At 58.0% G+C, this 20,029-nt stretch carries 17 protein-coding genes; 11 read left to right on the top strand and 6 right to left on the bottom strand.

What is annotated here, in order from left to right:
- The first annotated feature begins 28 nt into the window (after positions 1 to 28).
- The 6 genes from dibA (at position 29) to QCBJ_RS00400 (ending at position 6,443) form a co-directional block, all read left to right on the top strand.
- On the top strand, positions 29 to 1,942 hold the full coding sequence (dibA, locus tag QCBJ_RS00370) for a phosphodiesterase DibA (RefSeq protein WP_102059904.1): 1,914 nt from the start codon (positions 29 to 31) through the stop codon (positions 1,940 to 1,942).
- A 301-nt stretch (positions 1,943 to 2,243) separates the two neighbouring features.
- Positions 2,244 to 2,426: a sulfur starvation response protein OscA gene (gene oscA / locus QCBJ_RS00375; RefSeq protein WP_003170956.1), complete on the top strand. Its 183-nt coding sequence runs from the start codon at positions 2,244 to 2,246 to the stop codon at positions 2,424 to 2,426.
- Between the two features lie 74 nt (positions 2,427 to 2,500).
- On the top strand, positions 2,501 to 3,511 hold the full coding sequence (locus tag QCBJ_RS00380) for a sulfate ABC transporter substrate-binding protein (RefSeq protein WP_093546230.1): 1,011 nt from the start codon (positions 2,501 to 2,503) through the stop codon (positions 3,509 to 3,511).
- A gap of 243 nt (positions 3,512 to 3,754) precedes the next feature.
- A complete protein-coding gene (gene cysT, locus QCBJ_RS00390) occupies positions 3,755 to 4,573 on the top strand; it encodes a sulfate ABC transporter permease subunit CysT (protein ID WP_012721625.1) in 819 nt (272 codons plus the stop codon).
- A gap of 13 nt (positions 4,574 to 4,586) precedes the next feature.
- A complete protein-coding gene (gene cysW, locus QCBJ_RS00395) occupies positions 4,587 to 5,459 on the top strand; it encodes a sulfate ABC transporter permease subunit CysW (RefSeq protein WP_012721626.1) in 873 nt (290 codons plus the stop codon).
- Positions 5,460 to 5,462: 3 nt separating this feature from the next.
- Positions 5,463 to 6,443, top strand: a complete 981-nt coding sequence (locus QCBJ_RS00400) for a sulfate/molybdate ABC transporter ATP-binding protein (RefSeq protein ID WP_046034569.1) — start codon at positions 5,463 to 5,465, stop codon at positions 6,441 to 6,443.
- Between the two features lie 65 nt (positions 6,444 to 6,508).
- On the opposite strand, the gene QCBJ_RS00405 is transcribed toward QCBJ_RS00400, so the two are convergent.
- On the bottom strand, positions 6,509 to 7,036 hold the full coding sequence (locus QCBJ_RS00405) for a DUF962 domain-containing protein (RefSeq protein WP_102059905.1): 528 nt from the start codon (positions 7,034 to 7,036) through the stop codon (positions 6,509 to 6,511).
- An 83-nt stretch (positions 7,037 to 7,119) separates the two neighbouring features.
- Between QCBJ_RS00405 and QCBJ_RS00410 the strand changes: the two genes are divergently transcribed.
- On the top strand, positions 7,120 to 7,806 hold the full coding sequence (locus tag QCBJ_RS00410) for a Crp/Fnr family transcriptional regulator (RefSeq protein WP_102059906.1): 687 nt from the start codon (positions 7,120 to 7,122) through the stop codon (positions 7,804 to 7,806).
- On the opposite strand, the gene uraH is transcribed toward QCBJ_RS00410, so the two are convergent.
- Both uraH and QCBJ_RS00420 read right to left on the bottom strand, forming a co-directional pair.
- A complete protein-coding gene (uraH, locus tag QCBJ_RS00415) occupies positions 7,801 to 8,211 on the bottom strand; it encodes a hydroxyisourate hydrolase (RefSeq protein ID WP_064054178.1) in 411 nt (136 codons plus the stop codon). The two genes, QCBJ_RS00410 and uraH, sit on opposite strands and share 6 nt — an antisense overlap.
- Before the next feature lie 26 nt (positions 8,212 to 8,237).
- A complete protein-coding gene (locus tag QCBJ_RS00420; protein ID WP_102059907.1) occupies positions 8,238 to 8,711 on the bottom strand; it encodes a heme-binding protein in 474 nt (157 codons plus the stop codon).
- A 100-nt stretch (positions 8,712 to 8,811) separates the two neighbouring features.
- On the opposite strand from QCBJ_RS00420, the gene QCBJ_RS00425 reads away from it, so the two are divergent.
- Positions 8,812 to 9,177 carry a response regulator gene (locus tag QCBJ_RS00425; RefSeq protein ID WP_043204631.1) on the top strand — a complete coding sequence of 122 codons (366 nt, stop codon included), beginning with the start codon at positions 8,812 to 8,814 and terminating at the stop codon, positions 9,175 to 9,177.
- A 127-nt stretch (positions 9,178 to 9,304) separates the two neighbouring features.
- Here QCBJ_RS00425 and QCBJ_RS00430 read toward each other — a convergent pair whose 3' ends face one another.
- On the bottom strand, positions 9,305 to 10,309 hold the full coding sequence (locus QCBJ_RS00430) for an AraC family transcriptional regulator (RefSeq protein ID WP_012721632.1): 1,005 nt from the start codon (positions 10,307 to 10,309) through the stop codon (positions 9,305 to 9,307).
- A gap of 101 nt (positions 10,310 to 10,410) precedes the next feature.
- On the opposite strand from QCBJ_RS00430, the gene QCBJ_RS00435 reads away from it, so the two are divergent.
- Positions 10,411 to 11,505 carry a fatty acid desaturase gene (locus QCBJ_RS00435; RefSeq protein WP_102059908.1) on the top strand — a complete coding sequence of 365 codons (1,095 nt, stop codon included), beginning with the start codon at positions 10,411 to 10,413 and terminating at the stop codon, positions 11,503 to 11,505.
- On the opposite strand, the gene QCBJ_RS00440 is transcribed toward QCBJ_RS00435, so the two are convergent.
- Positions 11,396 to 12,331, bottom strand: coding sequence for a LysR family transcriptional regulator (locus tag QCBJ_RS00440; protein WP_102059909.1), 936 nt, complete (start codon positions 12,329 to 12,331; stop codon positions 11,396 to 11,398). The two genes, QCBJ_RS00435 and QCBJ_RS00440, sit on opposite strands and share 110 nt — an antisense overlap.
- Positions 12,332 to 12,781: 450 nt before the next feature.
- Between QCBJ_RS00440 and QCBJ_RS29970 the strand changes: the two genes are divergently transcribed.
- Positions 12,782 to 13,213, top strand: a complete 432-nt coding sequence (locus QCBJ_RS29970; protein WP_145994211.1) for a hypothetical protein — start codon at positions 12,782 to 12,784, stop codon at positions 13,211 to 13,213.
- A gap of 327 nt (positions 13,214 to 13,540) precedes the next feature.
- Positions 13,541 to 18,184, top strand: a complete 4,644-nt coding sequence (locus QCBJ_RS00445; protein WP_102059910.1) for an RHS repeat domain-containing protein — start codon at positions 13,541 to 13,543, stop codon at positions 18,182 to 18,184.
- A gap of 593 nt (positions 18,185 to 18,777) precedes the next feature.
- Here QCBJ_RS00445 and QCBJ_RS00455 read toward each other — a convergent pair.
- The gene (locus QCBJ_RS00455) at positions 18,778 to 19,977 is read right to left on the bottom strand and encodes a CynX/NimT family MFS transporter (RefSeq protein WP_102059912.1); all 1,200 of its coding nucleotides are present in this window, start codon (positions 19,975 to 19,977) and stop codon (positions 18,778 to 18,780) included.
- Positions 19,978 to 20,029 lie beyond the last annotated feature (52 nt).

A 20,029-nucleotide genomic window follows, 5' to 3' on the forward strand; every position in this document is an offset into this window, starting at 1 on the left:
TGTTTTTTTGGTAAGGATTACTGACCATATGCTGTTTTCATACCGAGGTGCCCGGTGGGCGGGGCTGGTATATCTGCTGGTTTCGATGACGTGGATAAGCCTGACTGAGCGGTTATTGATCGAGTTTCTCGATAAACCGAGTGCGTTGAACCACTGGCTGCAGGTGCGCGGCTATGTGTGGGTGGCACTCAGTGCCTTGGTGATTTACTTGATCTGCGCCCGGTTTGCCCGTGCCAACCAGCAGCAGCAACCCCTGAAGGAAAACCGTGAACGCCTGCGCCAGGCCGCGGCCGTGTTCGATTGCACCCGCGAAGGCGTGTTGGTCACTGACGCTCAGGGGCTGATCGTGCACGTCAATCGGGCCTTCATGGAAATCACCGGTTACAGCCGTGAAGACGTCATGGGTCGCCAGCCCAGCCTGTTCAAGTCCGGTCGCCATTCGTCGAATTTCTACCAGCAGATGTTCCAGAGCCTGGAGCGCTGCGGCGAATGGAGCGGTGAAATCTGGAACCGACGCAAAAGCGGCGAGATTTATCCACAGTGGCAAACCATCCGTGTCATCCACGATGACCTGGGCCAGGTCAGCCACTACGTGGCGGTGTTTTCCGATATCAGCGCGATCAAGGATTCCGAACACGAGTTGGCCCACCTCGCTCACCATGATCCGCTGACCGACCTGCCCAATCGCCTGCTGTTTACCGACCGCGCCCAGCAGGCGCTGGCGTCGGCGCAAGTCCACAAGCGCGGCTGCGCCCTGCTGTTGCTCGATCTGGACCACTTCAAGATCATCAACGACAGCCTGGGCCATAACGTCGGCGACCAGTTGCTCAAGCTGGTGGGTGAACGGCTCAAGGCACTGTTCGGCCCCGGCGTGACCCTGGCGCGCCTGGGTGGGGATGAGTTCGCCGTGCTGGCGGAAAGTTGTCCACAGGTGGCGCAAGCGGCCAGCTTGGCGCAACGCATGCTGGAGGCGATGAAACAACCGTTCCTCTTCGACGGCCATCAGCTGTTTATCAGCGCCAGTATTGGCATCAGCCTGTTCCCCAATGACGCGTTGAGCGCTGAACAACTGCTGCGCAACGCCGATTCCGCGCTGTTCAAGGCCAAGAGCACCGGCCGTGAGGGCTATGCGCTGTACACCGAAGAACTCACCGCCCACGCGCAAAACCGCGTGGAAATCGCCAGCGAGCTGCGCCGTGCCCTTGAGCAGAAAGAGTTGCGCGTCTACTACCAGCCGGTACACGACCTCAATGGTAGCCGCCTGATTGGCGTCGAAGCGCTGGTGCGCTGGCAGCACCCGGCGCGTGGCCTGGTGCCGCCTGGGGAATTTATCCCGATTGCCGAGCGCACCGGGCTGATTGCCGATATCGATGCCTGGGTGATGGACCAGGCTTGCCGGCAGATGTGCGATTGGTTGGCGCAGGGGGCGCCGTTGAGTTTTATCGCGATCAACGTGTCCAGCCGCCTGTTTGCCCGGCGCGAGCTGTATGAACAGGTTGCCCAAGTGCTGCATGACACCGGCCTGGACCCGGCTTTCCTCGAGCTGGAAGTCACCGAAAGCGCCGTGATGGACGACCCTGAAGTGGCCTTGGAGCAACTGCACCGCTTGCGCGAGCTGGGCTTGCGCCTGGCCATCGATGATTTTGGTACCGGTTATTCGTCGCTGTTGCGCCTCAAGCGCCTGCCGGTGCAGAAGCTCAAGATCGACCAGGGCTTCGTCGCCGGCTTGCCGTGGGATGAGGATGACGCGGCGATCGTGCGCGTGGTGATCGCCCTGGCGAAAAGCATGGGCATGCAGGTGCATGCCGAGGGGATCGAGCAGGAGGAACAGGCGCGCTTCCTGCTCGACCAGCAGTGCGACATGGGGCAGGGGTATTGGTTTGGGAAACCGATGCCGGCGCAGGAAATCGATTGGTCACGGGCCCCCGTAATCAGGCCTTGAAATGCAGTCAAAATGTGGGAGGGGGCTTGCCCCCGATAGCGGTGTATCAGGTTAGAAATTCTTGACTGACCTACCGCCATCGGGGGCAAGCCCCCTCCCATATTTGAATCTGCTCAAGACTTTATTTTTGCGTTCTGGCACAGAACCCGCGCGCAACCCCGCGTCCCATCAGAAAATTCTTTCTGGTTATATAAACATTCTTAAATAGTATTTTTAAGAATATCCGCGCTTATCTACTATCGCCCTCACGCCGCAAGCAGTGCCGCCACTGCGAGGCACTATTCATTTCAGGAGCGAGACCATGAGCGCATCTCTACGTAGCGTCGACGGCCAGGACGAAGCAGCCATTTTGCGTGAGATCCAGAGCGCCCTGCGCGATCTGCGGTTTGGCGCGGTGGAAATCACGGTGCACAACGCCCAAGTGGTTCAGATTGAACGCAAAGAAAAATTCCGTTTGCAGAATCCGGGTAACAAACCGAGCTAAGCAAGAACGGCGATTCGCATGCTAGACCCGCATCTATAAGAAAAAGCCAACACCCCAGAATTTCAGGAGCTTCTATGTCGTCGATTCGCCGTTATGCCCTAGCCGCCCTGGCCAGCGCCGTGTTTGCAGGTTCCGCGGTTGCCAAGGACTACGAGTTGCTCAACGTCTCGTACGACCCTACCCGTGAGCTGTACCAGGACTACAACGCTGAGTTCACCACCTTCTGGAAACAGTCTCACCCGGGCGACAACGTCAAGATCCAGCAATCCCATGGCGGTTCGGGCAAACAAGGCCGTGCCGTGATCGACGGCCTGCGCGCCGACGTGGTCACCCTGGCCCTAGCCGGTGACATCGACGAAATCGCCAAGCTGGGCAAGACCCTGCCGGAAAACTGGCAGACCCGCCTGCCGGATGCGAGCACCCCGTACACCTCGACCATCGTGTTCCTGGTGCGCAAGGGCAACCCTAAAGGCATCAAGGATTGGGGCGACCTGATCAAGAAAGACGTGTCGGTGATCACCCCGAACCCGAAAACCTCCGGCGGCGCCCGCTGGAACTTCCTCGCCGCCTGGGCTTATGGCCTGAAAACCGGTGGCAGCGAAGCCAAGGCCCAGGAATACGTGAAAGAGCTGTTCAAGCATGTTCCTGTGCTGGACACCGGTGCTCGCGGTTCGACCATCACCTTCGTCAACAACGGTCAGGGTGACGTGTTGCTGGCTTGGGAGAACGAAGCGTTCCTGGCCCTGAAAGAAGACGGCGGCGCTGACAAGTTCGATATCGTCGTGCCTTCCCTGTCGATCCTCGCCGAGCCTCCGGTGGCCGTGGTCGACAAGAACGCCGAGAAAAAAGGCAACACCGAGATCGCCACCGAATACCTGAAACACCTGTACAGCCCGGCTGGCCAGGAGATTGCGGCGAAGAACTTCTACCGCCCACGCGATGCAAAAGTGGCCGCCAAATACGCCCAGCAGTTCCCGAAACTGGACCTGGTGACTATCGACAAAGACTTCGGCGGCTGGAAAACTGCCCAACCGAAATTCTTTAACGACGGTGGCGTGTTCGACCAGATCTACACCGCGCAGTAAACCAAAGTACCTGTAGGAGCCCACTTTCTGTGGAGAGGCCCTTACTGTGGCGAGGGAGCTTGCTCCCGCTGGACTGCGAAGCAGCCCCAAAATCAGACAACCGAGTTGCACTAGGTGCAACGCGGATACCGGTTTGGGAGCGCTTCGCGCGCCAGCGGGAGCAAGCTCCCTCGCCACAGTAAGTTACCTCTACATTTACGGCGCGCTCCTGCAGTGGTTTCTACCCTTTAACCAAGGACTCTTATGTCGCGTCGTATCTCCCCCGTCATACCCGGCTTCGGGCTGACGCTGGGCTACACCGTGGTGTACCTCAGCCTGATCGTACTCATCCCCCTCGCGGCGATGTTTGTACACGCCGCTCAACTTACCTGGGATCAGTTCTGGAACATCATCTCCGCACCGCGCGTGCTGGCGGCGTTGCAACTGAGCTTCAGCACGGCGCTGTACGCCGCGTTGATCAACGGCGTGATCGGCACACTGCTGGCCTGGGTGCTGGTGCGCTACACCTTCCCCGGTCGCAAGATCATCGATGCGATGATCGACCTGCCCTTCGCCCTGCCCACCGCCGTCGCCGGTATCGCCCTGACGGCGCTGTACACGCCTAACGGCCTGGTCGGCCAGTTCGCCGCGGACCTGGGCTTCAAGATCGCCTATACGCCGCTGGGCATCACCCTGGCGCTGACCTTCGTCACCCTGCCGTTCGTGGTACGCACGGTGCAGCCGGTGTTGGCCGATATTCCCCGGGAAGTCGAAGAAGCCGCCGCCTGCCTGGGTGCCAAGCCGTTGCAGGTGTTCCGCTACATCCTGGTGCCTGCGTTGCTGCCAGCCTGGTTGACCGGTTTCGCCCTGGCGTTTGCCCGTGGCGTCGGTGAGTACGGTTCGGTGATCTTCATCGCCGGCAACATGCCGATGAAAACCGAGATCCTGCCGTTGCTGATCATGGTCAAGCTCGACCAATACGACTACCGCGGCGCCACCTCCATCGGCGTGCTGATGCTGGTGGTTTCCTTTGTCCTGCTGCTGCTGATCAACTTGTTGCAGCGGCGCATCGAACGTCCATAAGGAGGCGCGGAACATGTCCCAATCGTCTATTTCCGCCGCGTCCTCGGCCAACGCCGCCCGCCGTGGCAGTGCTGCGTCCCGACGCATCCTGATCGGCCTTGGCTGGCTGGTGTTCGCACTGTTCCTGCTGTTGCCGCTGTTGATCGTGGTGACCCAAGGCCTGAAAAACGGCCTCGGTGCGTTCTTCACCGCGATCCTCGAGCCGGACGCGCTGTCGGCGCTGAAACTCACGGTGATCGCCGTGGTGATTTCGGTGCCGCTCAACTTGGTGTTCGGCGTCAGCGCCGCGTGGTGCGTGAGCAAGTACTCGTTCCGTGGCAAGAGCATCCTGGTGACGCTGATCGACCTGCCGTTCTCGGTGTCGCCGGTCATCGCCGGTTTGGTCTACGTGCTGATGTTCGGCGCCCAGGGTTTCTTTGGCCCTTGGCTGCAGGAGCACGACATCCAGATCGTGTTCGCCTTGCCTGGCATCGTGCTGGCGACCATCTTCGTCACCGTGCCCTTCGTGGCCCGTGAACTGATCCCGCTGATGCAGGAGCAGGGCACCCAGGAAGAAGAGGCCGCGCGCCTGCTCGGTGCCAATGGCTGGCAGATGTTCTGGCATGTCACCGTGCCGAACATCAAATGGGGCCTCATCTACGGCGTGGTGCTGTGTACCGCACGGGCGATGGGTGAGTTCGGCGCGGTGTCGGTGGTGTCCGGCCACATTCGCGGCGTGACCAACACCCTGCCGCTGCACGTCGAGATTCTCTACAACGAATACAACCACGTTGCTGCGTTTGCGGTGGCGAGTCTGCTGCTGATCCTGGCGCTCTTCATCCTGCTGCTCAAGCAGTGGAGCGAGAACCGTATTAACCGCCTGCGCGCCGGTGCGGCTGAGGAATAAGTCATGTCGATCGAAGTCCGTAATGTCAGCAAGAACTTCAACGCCTTCAAGGCCCTGAACAGCATCAATCTGGACATCCAGAGTGGCGAGCTGGTGGCCTTGCTCGGCCCGTCCGGCTGCGGCAAGACCACCTTGCTGCGCATCATCGCCGGTTTGGAAACCCCGGATGACGGCAGCATCGTGTTCCACGGTGAAGACGTGTCCGGCCACGACGTGCGTGATCGCAACGTCGGCTTCGTGTTCCAGCACTATGCGTTGTTCCGCCACATGACGGTGTTCGACAACGTGGCGTTCGGCCTGCGCATGAAACCGAAAAACCAGCGCCCGAATGAAAGCCAGATCGCGGTCAAAGTGCATGAGCTGCTGAACATGGTGCAACTGGACTGGCTGTCCGATCGCTACCCGGAGCAACTCTCCGGTGGCCAGCGCCAGCGTATCGCCCTGGCCCGTGCCCTGGCGGTGGAACCGAAAGTGTTGCTGCTGGACGAGCCCTTCGGTGCCCTCGATGCCAAGGTGCGTAAAGAACTGCGCCGCTGGCTGGCGCGCCTGCACGAAGACATCAACCTGACCTCGGTGTTCGTGACCCACGACCAGGAAGAGGCTATGGAAGTCGCCGACCGCATCGTGGTGATGAACAAGGGCGTGATCGAGCAGATCGGTTCACCGGGCGACGTCTACGAAAACCCGGCCAGCGATTTCGTCTATCACTTCTTGGGTGATTCGAACCGCCTGCACCTGGGTGAAGACCAGCACGTGCTGTTCCGTCCACACGAAGTGTCGCTGTCGCGTCATGAGCTGGAGGATCACCACGCCGCTGAAGTGCGTGATATTCGCCCGCTCGGCGCGACAACCCGTGTGACGTTGAAGGTGGAAGGCCAGAGCGAGCTGATCGAAGCTGAAGTGGTGAAGGACCACGATAGCCTGACCGGTTTGGCCCGTGGCGAAACCCTGTTCTTCAAGCCCAAGGTCTGGCAAAAAGCTTAAAAGCCCACCCAATATCCCATAGGGGAATGGGATCTGAATGTGAGAGGGGGCAGCCCCCTCCCACATCAGACCTCGCTAGGCTTTAGATCACGACGAGTTACCGGCCCCGACCGCTCTTCAATCTGCTGCTTGAGCCCCTGGCGCAACCCCAGCAGAAACGCCAACTCCGCCACCACAAACAACGGCCCTACAATCAGTCCCGACACGTCATCCACAAACGCGGGCTTGCGGCCTTCGTAATAGTGGCCGACAAACTGGATCACCCAGCCCACCACAAACATCCCCACGCCGCTGCTGAGCCACACCAGCGTGCTTTGCGCCGCCAGCACATGCCCGGCCCACACTGACAGGCCCATCAGCACCGTCATAAGCACACCCAGAGCCAGCTCCAGGCGCAGGTAAAACCACGCCGACAACAGCGCGACAATCACGGCGGGGGACATCCACAGGCTGCCCACGGCCCATTCGGGGCGCGACAGCAGCACGGCAACCGCCACCACAATCAACGGGATGCCGATAAAGTGGCTGGCGATATTGCGCGGGTCGCGATGGTAGGCGGCGTATTGACTGAGATGGTCGACGAGGCTTTTCATTGTTATTCCTCCTGTAGGATGTTTGATCATGCCCTGTCAGCCTGTGGCGAACTGTCAGTTGGGCGACAATCTTCGGAGTTCACATGGACGCAGACAAATGGCACGCCCGGTTGGGCTGTGGCCACTGGTTCCGTCATCTGCCTTCAGACTTGCAGCGTAGCTTGCTGGCAGCGGCCCGGCCACGCTCGCTGACGGCAGGACAGTTGCTGTTCAAGCGCGGTGATCCCCCGTGCGGTGTGTATGCAGTGCTGGAAGGTGGGGTGCGTATCAGTGCAGTGAATGCCCAGGGCAAGGAGGCGGTATTGAGCCTGGTTGAGACGCCTTACTGGTTCGGCGAAATCTGCCTGTTCGATGGCCTGCCGCGTACCCATGATGCCCTTGCCATGGGGCCATGCACATTACTGCAGGTGCCGCAGGCGGCAATGCTCGGCATCCTGGAGCGGCATCCGCCGTATTGGCGCGATGTAGCCCTGCTGATGAGCCACAAACTGCGCCTGTCATTGATCAATATCGAGCAGATGAGCCTGATGCCCGCGTCGGCGCGGCTGGCCCATCGGCTGCTGATGATCGCTGAAGGCTACGGGGAGATAGAACAGGCCCGCCGCGTGTTGCACTTGCCTCAGGAGGATCTTGCGGCAATGCTGGGTCTGTCGCGCCAGACCATTAACAGTCTGCTCAAGACGCTGGAGCAACAGGGCGTCATTGAGCTCAGTTACGGCGCGATTGAGATACTCGATTTCAATGGCCTGCGGCTGTCTGCGGGCCTATGAGCCGCGATACGTAGAGAACCCGTACGGGCTGAGTAGCAGCGGGATGTGGTAATGCTGGTCGGCCTGTTTGACTCGGAAAATGACCGGCACTTCTGGGAAAAAGGTCTCGCGGTTGGCCTTTTTGTAGTAGTCGCCCGTCTTGAACACCACACGGTACTCACCCGGCTTTATGCTGCGATTGGCGGGAAACAGTTCGCTAATGCGTCCCTGCTGGTTGGTGACGCCTTGGGACAGCGACTGCCATTGGTCGCCCACGTGCTCTTCCAGGGTGACGCTGACCCCGGCACTCGGCAGGCCATTTTCAAGGTTGAGCACATGCACGCTCAGCGGATTGCCGTCGGCCAGTGCCAGGTTGCACAGGCCGCTCAGGCTTAGAGCGGCAAGGGTCATGCTTAGGGTTTTCATCGAGAAGTCCTTTTGACAGGGGAGATTCAAGGGGTGGTTTTTAAGCCCAGTTGCTCGGCGGCTTGCAGGGCACAGGCTTCGTCCTGTGCCGCGCCGCCGGCACCTGCGATGCCCAGCGCGCCAACCAGTTCAGCCTCGGCAAACAGCGGCACGCCGCCGCCGAGCAACAGCAACTCGGGCAAGCTGTTAAGGTTGGCCGCTTCGGGATTGTTGCGAGCGCGCTCGGCGAACACGCGGGTCGGGGTCTTTGTCGATAGCGCGGTGTATGCCTTGCGTTGGCTGGCGAGGCTGTTGTGCGGGCCGACGCTATCGGCTCGCTGGGCCACCAGCAGGTTGCCGCCGCGGTCCAGCACGGTCAGTGCGGCGGTGCAGTGCGTCAGGCTGGCATCGGCCAGTTGGCGCGCAGTGCGCAAATCAAGGTCGGCATGACGCGGCAAGAGGGGCGCAGCCTGAGCGGCCGTGCAGGCGGCGAGGCTCAGGAACAAGGCAGTGCGATACATGGTGAAGGCTCCTTAAAACAGGCCATCACGTTAGCCAGCGGGCAGGGTCAGAAGCCGCACAATTTGATGACAATTTTGTAATCAAACTACGAGGTAACGCATGCAGGTGTTGTTAGTGGAAGATCAGCCCCAACTGGCGCAGCGCATGGCTCAAGGTCTGAGCGAGGCTGGCTTCACGGTAGAAGTCGCGGCGAATGGCATGGCGGCATTGCGCTTTGTTGAAAGTACCGAATACGACCTGGTGATCCTGGACGTTATGTTGCCGGGTCTGAATGCCTGGAAGCTGCAACAGGCCATTCGGCAGAAGGGGCAGACGCCGCTGCTGTTCCTGACCACGCCGGGCGGGATTGAAGATCGCCTGCGCGGGCTGGAATTGCATGAGGATGACTATTTGCTCAAGCCGTTTGAGGCCAAGGCGCTGGTGGCGCGGGTGAAGAAAGTGTTGCGGCGTGATCGCGGGCGCTGATTGATCAGGTATTTTTGCTGCCTGAGCCATCGCCATCGCGGACAAACCCCCTCCCACAGGGGAATGCATTTCAAATGTGGGAGGGGGCTTGCTCCCGATGAGGCCATCACCATCACCCCAAACCTACCTACCGCAATCCATCCCGAAACTGCCCCGGCGTCATCCCCGTCCAACGCTTGAACGCGCGGTTGAAGCTGCTGGTATCGGCAAACCCGAGTAAATGACTGATCTCGGCCAATGAGCAGTTCGGGTCGCGCAGGTGCAGCAATGCCAGGTTCTCCCGGCATTCATTGAGCAACGTATCAAACCGGCAGCCCTCATCCGCCAAGTGCCGCTGCAAGCTGCGCAGGCTCAGGTGCAAGGCTTGGGCGATGCGTTCGGCACTCGGCTCGCCATCCGGCAATTGCGCCTCGATGGCCGCGCGTACCTTGCGTTCCCAGGTCAACGGTTGCAGTTGGGCGAGGGTGCGCTTGAGCACGGTCTCATTATGTTCGGCCAGTTCCGGGTTGGCATCGTCCAGGTGGCTGTCGAAGTCATGGGCGGCGAATTCCAACGCGTCTTCCTCGGCACCAAAAAACACCGGTGCGCGAAATACCGTGTGCCAGGGGCTGGGGTCGGCAGGTTCAGGGCGCCGCAAGTGAACGGCCAAGGGGGCGTAGTCGCGGCCCAGGCGGTTACGGCAGGTGCGCACATAGATCGCCGCGAAGGCATCGATGGCTTCCAGCGCCGGTGCCGGACTGCCTGGGGGCTGCAGCAGGCGAAAGCGATAACGCTCGCCTTCGCGACTGAGCTCCAGCGTCAGCGCATCGCTGACCACCTGGTGATACCGCACGATGCGCTCGAACACCTCGCGCAGGCTGCCGCTGGCCACCAACGCATAGCCCAAGGCATGAAAGGTCGTGGGGCTGACAAACCGCGACACCCGCAAACCAATCGCCGGATCCCCGCTGGCCTGCACCGCCAGTTCCCACAAGCGCGTGGTGGCCGACAGCGGGTAGCGTGCATTGGGATCGTCCATCTGTTGTGGGTCGAGCCCGGCTTGCACGCACAACGCGGCGCTGTCGAGGCCCAGGGCGTCGAGCTGCTTGCGCAGGGCGCGGGTCCAGCTGGCGAGGGAAGTGGGTTCAGTCATGGCGATTGGCGCTTGCGGTCAACAGGTTGGCGTGTGGGGCTAGCGTCCTGCAAGAAGCTCTGGTGCAGGATGTAACCATCAATAAATAAGAGGATGGGAGCATGGACGGTACTTCTGCAAGTCCCCAGCAGATGAACGCGCAACAGCGTTCGGCGCATATCCGTGAAGTGGTGCTGGCCGAGGGCGTGCGACTGCGCCGCCGGCACCCCTGGTTGCTGCATCAGGACGCGCTGGGCGCGGGCATCCTGGCGTTTGCGCTGGTCGGCATGGTGGGTTCGGCGGCGCTCTACATCACGGGGCACATGGCTTGGTGGGCGTGCCTGCTGCTCAATGCGTTCCTGGCGTCACTGACCCACGAGCTGGAACACGACCTGATCCACAGCATGTACTTTCGCAAGCAGCGCCTGCCCCATAACCTGATGATGGGCCTGGTGTGGCTGGCGCGGCCGAGCACCATCAACCCGTGGGTGCGCCGGCACCTGCACCTCAACCATCACAAAGTCTCCGGTACCGAAACCGATATGGAAGAGCGCGCCATCACCAACGGCGAGCCGTGGGGTTTTGCGCGCTTGCTGATGGTCGGCGATAACGTCATGTCGGCGTTTATCCGCATCCTGAGGGCCAAAACCTGGAAGCACAAACGAGCGATCATCAAGCGCTCGCTGCTGGTGTACGCGCCGCTGGCGCTGCTTCATTGGGGCGCGTGGTACATCTTCCTCGGCTTCCATGCCGCCAATGGTATTGCGGGTCTGATGGACACGCCGATTGAATGGTCGGCCGCTACCGTGCAGATGATGCACGTGATCGATATCGCCGCCGTGGTGATCATCGGGCCCAACGTGCTGCGCACCTTTTGCCTGCACTTCGTCAGCTCCAACATGCACTACTACGGCGATGTGGAACTGGGCAACGTGATCCAGCAGACCCAAGTGTTGAACCCCTGGTGGATGTGGCCGTTGCAGGCGTTCTGCTTCAACTTTGGCAGCACCCATGGCATCCACCATTTTGTGGTGAAGGATCCATTTTACATCCGCCAGATGACGGCCAAGGTGGCGCACACAGTGATGGCCGAGATGGGCGTGCGCTTCAATGATTTCGGGACGTTCGCGCGGGCGAATCGGCTTGGTTTTCCACCGCCTGCAGGGTTTCGATCAGCGCCTTCGCCGCAGGCGACAAACGCACCCCAGCGCGGCTGATTATCCCACTGCGGTTGTGCAGGCTGTCCAGATTGTGCGGCAGGTTGCGCCAGTGCAGCATGTGCAACTCGCCGCTGGCGAATGCGTCGACAAACGCCTCTTCAGCGCCCAGGCCGATGGCGTCGGAGTGCCGCACGATGCTGGCCAGCGCGGCAAACTGCTCCAGCTCGATCGCGGGGGCAAAGTCGACGCGCCCGCTGAGGTTGGCCAGCAGCTTGCGAATGCCCGGCGCGATCAGCGGCGTGGCTAGCGGGTAGCTGAACAGGTCGTTGGTGGACAGGCTGTCCTTGGCCAGCAGCGGGTGCCCGTCGCGGCAGAAAAACACCGTGCGTCTTGGGCTCAAGGCCTGGGTCTGGAAGCTCGGGTCGGCCTCGAAGTGACGCACATCGGCGATAAAGAACTCGATCTCTTCACGGCTTAGGCTACGCCCGAGTTTTTCCCAGTTATCCACCTGCAAAACGCTGCGCACCTTGGGGTAGGTGGAGATAAAGCGCGCCATGGCCTGGGGCACCAGGTTCACCCCTGCCACGGCATCGCTGCCGAAGCGCACCTCACCGGCGTCGAGTTTGGTCATGCGCGTAACTTCATGGCTCAGCAAGGCCGCGCCTTGCACCAGGCTCAAGGCGTGTTGCAGCACCACCTGGCCTTCGGGGGTGGGGCGCAAGTCTTTATTCGCGCGGTCGACCAGCACACAGCCGAATTCCTGTTCGAGGCCCTGGATGCTGCGGCTGAATGCCGGTTGGGTGATGCCCATGGCGTCCGCAGCGCGCACGAAACTGCGGTGCTCGTTGAGGGCGATGAAGTAGCGCAGTTGGCGAAGGTCCATGTGCTTTCCCGGCATTTGGAAATAGGTCAAAGGCATTTTCGACCTAGGGCGCTGAGGTTTTAAATGCAGGTTCTTATTCCGTCAACTATGTATTTAATTGTTTGCTAGAACCAAAGTGCATATCAGGGGCGTCGCCCGCGAACGCCCCCGTGTTTGGATTGGGGCATCAAGGCTCATCGAACAAAGGGCAGGCTTATGTTTTCGCCGTTTGGGTGGGTGGTGGGAAAGTGCATTCGCAAAATGGTTTACATGCGCAAAACGCACAAGGCGGTTGCAGGTGCTGAGTGCTAAATTTATTTTTACATATATAGAATAATAAAGTTGTTGGCTATTTCCAATCGTGCTCTTCACCTGTTATTTCTGACAGTAGATGTTTGTTTTGATAGTGCTATTTTCTATCTCGTGGGCCAGTGCCTCCATTTGATTTAAAGCCAAAAAAGGACTTCGAACATGAAAGGTATATCTGTATTAGTCTGCGCGATGATGGTGTCGGCAGGTGCATTGGCATTTGAAGGGTCTCCTAGCCAGAATAATCCTCCTGGTGTTATCCAAACGGAGTCCGGGACGGGGGCTAATGTATATTATTTGGGGGGAGAATTTGGTTATATCAGCCCGCTAACTATTAGTGCTGGCAACTCGTCGTTCACTGAAGGCACGTTAGTGTATATTTCAAATAAGGGGGATGCGCCTGCGACCGTAAATACGACTAATACCAACTTGGGTGCGCCATTCCAACTTCTTGGAAAGTCCAGTGTGTTATTTGTGTGGGATAAAAAGAAAACGACTTGGGTGAAAGGCAGCAGCGGCTCATTTGACGCTCCTCTACCTAATGGCGCTCGTCCAAGTGGGCAGCAGGATGTTGCTCCTGCAAGCGAACAATGAGTGAAGTAGTTTGACGATTGATTGACTTATATGGCGGCCAAGGTACAGCAGCACATCTGTTTTTTGGAAGGCGGCATTTTTCTGGAAAGATCTTTAGCTATTTGAAATGGCTTTATTGACAGTGGCCAACCGATAAACCGGATACTCCTTTTCGTGTAATAGATGCTCTCCTTGCCCCATGGGTGAGTGGGTGTGCTTTAGCCATCGTGTGGTTCTGCCGATGCATACGTTATGCACGTTATTAATATAACGACGATCTAAATTATTTCGGATGCGGCTTTGTTGCAATCATAGCTAACAGCCGACACGAATAACCAGAGGTGAGTCATGGAACATAACATCATGGGTCTCGACCCTCGCGATTGGCAGAACCATACAATTTTTAATGCCACCACTCAAAAGCGCAACACGGTTGACCTGCGAACAGGTTTGTTTGAATGTTATGTGCCGTTACTTTCGGTGGCCGGTAACGCGGGTGCCGGGCCGGTGGTGGACATGGGCCTTTTTTACACCCCGGTAGTCAACAATGCGGCGGGCCTGGGAGACGGCTGGTCCTTCGCCTTTACCCATTATCATGAAAAAAACCAGCAGTTGACGTTGCACTCGGGCGAAGTACTGCGTGTGGAGAAGAACAAGGACCTAGAACAGCCAGCCGTCATTGTGAAGTGGAATCAGGGAAATCTGACGGTGCTACGCCGGGATGGCAGGATCGAAGTTCTGAAACAGCTGGACGATAGTCAAATCTATATGCCAGAAACGCTGACCACCGATGGCTACAACTTTCTTAACCTAGAGTGGACTGCGACAGCTCATGAAATAAATGGCATCACTCATCATCAAATTAAATTGACACAAATCAAGGATACGTTACGTGTCCTGCTCAAAATGGAATATGCGCAGGCATCAGTCAGCATAGTCTTCTGGCCTTACGATGCCGCTGAAAAACTGAGCTTTAATCTCGCTCTTGATAATTATGCGCTCAAGTCAGTAACAGCTGCGGATGGCACAACATGTACCTTCGGCTATAAGGATCATGACACCTGCGGTTGGCTGTTGGACGAGATCATCAGCTTTGAAGGTCTTAAAGAAAAAGTCACCTATGCCGACAACGGGCTGGATTTTTATGGTGACCCCAAATTGTCAGCACTTCCCAGTGTTCTCTGTCATACGCTGACACCGCGCGGAAGTATAACGGATGTTAACACCTATTACTCTTTTGAACTTGTTGATAAAAAGGATTACGTAACCTCGGTTTGGTTGGGGGGCTCGAAAGCCTCTGCGAAGACTGATAACTCAATTCGGAGGACTGTTTATTTTTACGATAGGGGCCATGAGTTGTTTTTAGAGTCCGCGTCGCAAAGCGGGGCTAAGATCATGAAGTATTATAAGAGGGACGGATTAGAGCGTTCAACGATAATTTCGCATCATGATAATAAGGGGGTCAGTGAAAAGGAAGTGTCGAGTAGATTTGGCAAGGATATGGAAATTTATTCGAATGCTCAGTGCGGTGAAACTACAGAATGGTGTCACTCAGGTCCGCTTTACGAAGGTATGAGTAAAGCGCGCACCTTTTATGGGCTTTTGCTGGGAGCAAATGCCGGAAATTTGGGTTCAGGCGATGGAGGGCTCACTGATCACCAGATTGCATGGTTCGCGATGAATCCAGACGAGTTTGACCGCGTTTATGATAAGTCTGTGTCTGATGGCTCGGGTTTTCTCTCAAAATATATTGAAGCTGAAGCGGTTCGAAAGGGTGTTAATAAAAGTAGTTTTTGGGCCGATACATCCGCTCCAGAGCATGAGCTAAATTGGTTTATACGACAGACTAAGACAGTAAAGGATTGTACAGCTTTCAAGTATTATACTTACCACCCGATCCCGGGTCTAACTGATAAAAAGATCTCGAATGTTTTACAAATGATTAATGCTGCCCAAGACATTACGAAGGCCGCTTTTGTCGGACAGCAGATCGAGTACCACCAAGCTGATGACTTTCGCAAAGGGCGCCAGCAGAAAGTCACCCTGGATTCCGCGGAAGGTAAGGGTAAATTGTTAGGGATCGGCGAGCCCGCACGGACCTTTGACTATACTCTTGAGGAAACCGAACTCACCACCACAACCACGCAAACCGACGCATTGGGTTATAAGCGGGTCTCTTCAGAGACTCACAGCATCCTGAGTGGTCGTCTGATTCGTCAGGTCGATGAAGACGGCAATCAAGCCGACTGTGGCTACGACGCCTACGGTCGATTGTCTACCCACACCACCTGCGCACAAAGCCCGACCTACAAACAGGTGACCACCTATTCCTATCCGTCCGCCGGGCGATTGGAAATAACAGAGCCCAATGGTTTGAAACGTGCCCGCGAATATGATGGTCAGGGCAATCTGGTCAAGGAGTATCTGCAAACACCTGAAACACCTGAATGGCGTCTGGTTCTGGACGTCAGCTATGACAAGCTGGGCCGTGAGTTGCGCACTACTCGTTATGATTACCTGAGCGACGGCACCCAAGTCAGCGAGTGGTACGAGTTGAAGTACGACGCCTGGAATGAGGAATGCGGCCGTCTGTACAGCGATGGTCTAGAAACAGTCAACGCTTACGACCCTGTGGCCATGACGCGGACCGAACGGACCGGAGGTGCGGCTGACAAGCATGGCAAGGTCACGAGCTACAACGAGGATGAAACCGTTGCCAAGGTAGAGTGGACAGATGCGGGCGGCACGGTTTACCAAACCCAGACGGCCAGCTATACCCCTGCCAGGCAGGTCGAGCAACTGCAGACCACCACAGAGTTCGGGATTATCACTATCACGTATGTCTACGACGGCTTCGGACGTTTGTTAAGTGAGCAACACACGGAAAAAGGTAAGGCGGAAGATGCTGTGGCACTCACTTATACCTACAGCTACCAGTACCCCCGGCACTGGCTGATCAGTGAGGCTCAACAGATCGACATTGAGTTTGATGGGGTAAAAAGGACATTGGGCAAACGCACCTTCGACAGTTGGGGGCGGGTGAGTTCGCTTTCCCGAGGCCGCTCTACCGAAACCTTCACTTACGTTGGCGCAAGTAAGGTTGCTAGCTCGAAAACAACCGCCGAGGGCACAACGCTGAACTATGAATACATCAAAGAACTGGGCAATCGTTTGAGTAAAGTTTCTGCGGCCGGTGTCGAGAAGCAATTTACCTACGCCTATGGAGCGCAACTCACCTCAACGGCAGGTGAGGGTGAAAGGCTGTTGACCTACCATCACGATCTCAACAGTCGCCTAAGCAAGCAACGAGCGCAAACGCAGGGCGCAGCATCGCAGGGTAAAGAAGCCCAAAGCACCTATTCATTCGGCGGGCGCTTGCTCAGTGAGGTGGATGTACAGGGAAGTGAGATCAAGTATGCCTATAACAGTCTCGGGCAACGGCACACCACAGAAAGCGGCGACCTGAAGACCACGCATGCCTACAATTCTTTTGGCCTTTTGCAGGAGGAAGTCATTACGCAGGGCGAGGAAAGTCTAACGGTGAAGTACAACTACGACCCTCAGCAACGTGAAACCAGTCGCAACTTCAAGCTTGGTGACAAGGTCGACCTGGCACTGCATCGCACCTACAACTTCAACAACAGCTTAAAATCGATCCAGTTGAAAAAAGGTGACGAAGTCCTGGGCTCGCGTGATCTGACCTACACGGAAGGCGGGCGGCTCGCCTCTTGCGTCTCCACCGGGGTGTGGCGGCCGGAAAATCCGAAGAACAAAAGCATCGACAGTCAGACGTTCACCTATGACGCGCTGGGTAATATCAGTCAGTGTGTCACCCAATTCGGGACAGAAAGCTGCACCAGCACCTACACCTACGATGGCGAAAGTGGCTGTCGCCTTGAAGCAGTTGCGCATGACCATTCGGACTATCCCCGTGCTTTGAATCCAATCTATGACGGTGCGGGGCGCGTGACCCGAGACCACAAAGGCAAAACCTATAGCTATGACTGGCTGGGACGGATGACGCAGGCGGGGTCGAGGCATTATACCTACGACCCCATGGACCGCGTCATGACCTGCGGCCAAGGGGAGGAGCAACGTCAGATCATCTATGACGGGCTTCAGGTGCGCGGCGAGTATCACCCGGATGGAACGGACGCCAGCCGACATCTGTGCCCCGGTAGTGCGGCGTGTACCGTGCAACGCGTCAAGCGTTCAGGGGTGAACAGGACCCTGTTTGAACTGCGCGACGCCGAGGGCACAGTATTGGTGAGCTACGACGTGCAGGCAGAGGCGATAAAGCATCACGCCTATACCGCCTATGGCGAACATGCTTCGGACGAAAAAGACTCGCTACTGGGCTTCAACGGCGAGTACCGCGATGCTGACAACGATCAATACCCATTGGGTCAGGGGTATCGCTGGTATGATCCGGACAGTCGACGCTTCAATAGTCAGGATAGCCTCAGCCCCTTCGATGTGGGCGGCCGGAATGTCTATGGGTACTGCGACGGCGACCCTGCCAATGTGCAGGATCCCAGCGGCCATGTCGGTTCTGGCGCAGCCAACAGCGGATTACGTCAAATTTGGGGCGGCCGCACGCCCAGACCACTTGGGTTGGGCAAGTACGGGCCGCTGATGATTGCGATACTTTTTTCGGGCATTGGTGTATTGACCGCCGTGATGACGGGAGGGACCTCATTATTGTTGGCGGCCGCTCTGATTTCATTGGCTATTGCCGCGGCTGCCACCGCCATAACTGCAGTGGTCATTGCTGACTCCCATCCTAAGTTGGCAGCCGTTCTGGGTTGGGTGTCACTAGGGTTGACGGTTGTTGGTGGGGTAGGGACATTGCTCAAGAAAATCGGGCAACTTGCTGTTCAGCTGGCCCGCTCTGGCATGGCTGTGGCCAGGGACGTCTTCTATAAAGCTGCGGCCCGCATGGTGCCGACCCTGAGGCAGTTAAGGTTGTTCAATGGCTACGCCAAATTATAGGCGCAGCCTGCTCAGCTCATTAAAAGCGGTATAAATGGACTGGATAAAACTGTCAGAAATCTGGTCGACGATGCACTCCATCCGATCAAAAACTTCCCCTTTGATGGCAAGTCCTTGATAAGGGCGGGAGGAGCTCTTCAGCTCTTTGATGTCGGTGATGCGAATACGGTCATTTGTTGCGTCACTGGCGTGCTGGCGAATGCAGAGGTATTTGAGTCCGACCGGGATAAATTCATTAACGGAAACACCAATAACTTCACATGGCTGCCTTGGGGGCAATTCAATATTGGGCGCGGTTGATTTAGATGCTTAAGGCGTCGGCGTGTGGTTCGTCGACAAACTGTGGGGCGCTCGCCGAGGGCGAGCGTTCCCACAGTGCTGAGTTTGCGTAGGGTGAGGCAAAAAACGTCTTGCCCTATTGGCACGAGGACCCTGTTGATCTGAGTACCATCAGGTTTAAATCTTCAAGTATCCGATTAGAAGCAAAAGACGCCAGCCAGCCGGGTTGGCATTTCTCGCCAACCCGTGTGGTGGCGGACAGCACCGTGATCGATGCGCGATCCATTGGCCAGGGGCTGCAGAATGATCGTCTCCTAGGTAGGACGGGGTACTACGACTTCTGACCGGGTTCGATAGGTGGCCGGGCTGAACACCCGCGTCACCACCAGCATCGCGACCGCCGTCACCGTCAGCACCCCCCAGGCGCTGACAAAACTACCGGTGAGTTCACGCAGCCAGCCGGTCAGCCACGGCGAAATCGCATTGATCAAAAAGCCCACGCCCTGCACGAACGCCGCCAGTTGCCCGGCCTGGCGCGGGTCACGGTGGTGATCGAGGGTCAGCAGCAGGCTCAGTGCAAAACACGCGCCCAGACCGAAGCCGCACAGCGCGACCCACAGATGGGGGAACTGCAACGGCGCGATCAACAGGCCGAGATAGCCGATGGTCTGGGCCAGCAGGCTGATCCACAGCAGCGGGCGACGGTCGACCCCGCGTTGCGCCAACACCGGCATCAGCAACGCGGCGATCACCTGGAAGATTGTCATGAACGCCAGCAACGAACCACTGGGCAACACACCCCAACCCAGTTGCTGATAGTAGGCCGGCAGCCACGCCACCAGGCTCATGTAGCCGCAATTCACCAAGCCGAAATACAGCGCCAGCAGCCACGCGCGACGATTGCGCAGGCCCTGAAAGGCAGGTGCTACCTGTGGGTTTTTCGCTGCGCCCAGCGGCAACCAGGCCCACAGCAGTAGCGCGGCCAATGCCGGCAACAGCCAAACCCCAAGCCCGGCCTGCCAGTGCTGGAAATGACTGGCCACCACCGGACTGAGCAGCGCCGCGAGGCCGCCGCCGGCCATCAACGATGCCGAATACACGCCCATCGCCACCGGCACGCGCTGATGGAATTCACGCTTGATCATCGCCGGCACCAACGCCTGGATCAGCGCCACACCGGCACCGCCAAGCAATGCGGTCACCAGCAACGTCGAACCCTGGCCCATCAGCCAACGGGCCAGGCACGCCAGCAGGATCATCACCAGGCCCAGGGCGATGCCGCGGCGTTCACCCAATCGCGCTTCGACGCGTACGCCTACCAGCGCCACCAAGCCCATGCACACTACCGGCAGGCTGGTGAGCAGGGCGCTGCTCTGGAAACTCAGGCCGGTGGCCTGGCGAATCTCGCCGAGCAACGGGCTGATGGAGCTGAGGATCGGGCGCAGGTTCAGGCCCAGGACCACCAGCAGGCCCCAGCCGACGAATCTGCCCATGAGTGAAGCGTTAAACGTCATGCAAGACCTGTCGGGGAGACAAAAGAGGCGTGAAGTATGGAGAGCCCACGAG

It is taken from the genome of Pseudomonas sp. QC2 (assembly GCF_002859085.1).
GTDB lineage: Bacteria > Pseudomonadota > Gammaproteobacteria > Pseudomonadales > Pseudomonadaceae > Aquipseudomonas > Aquipseudomonas petroselini.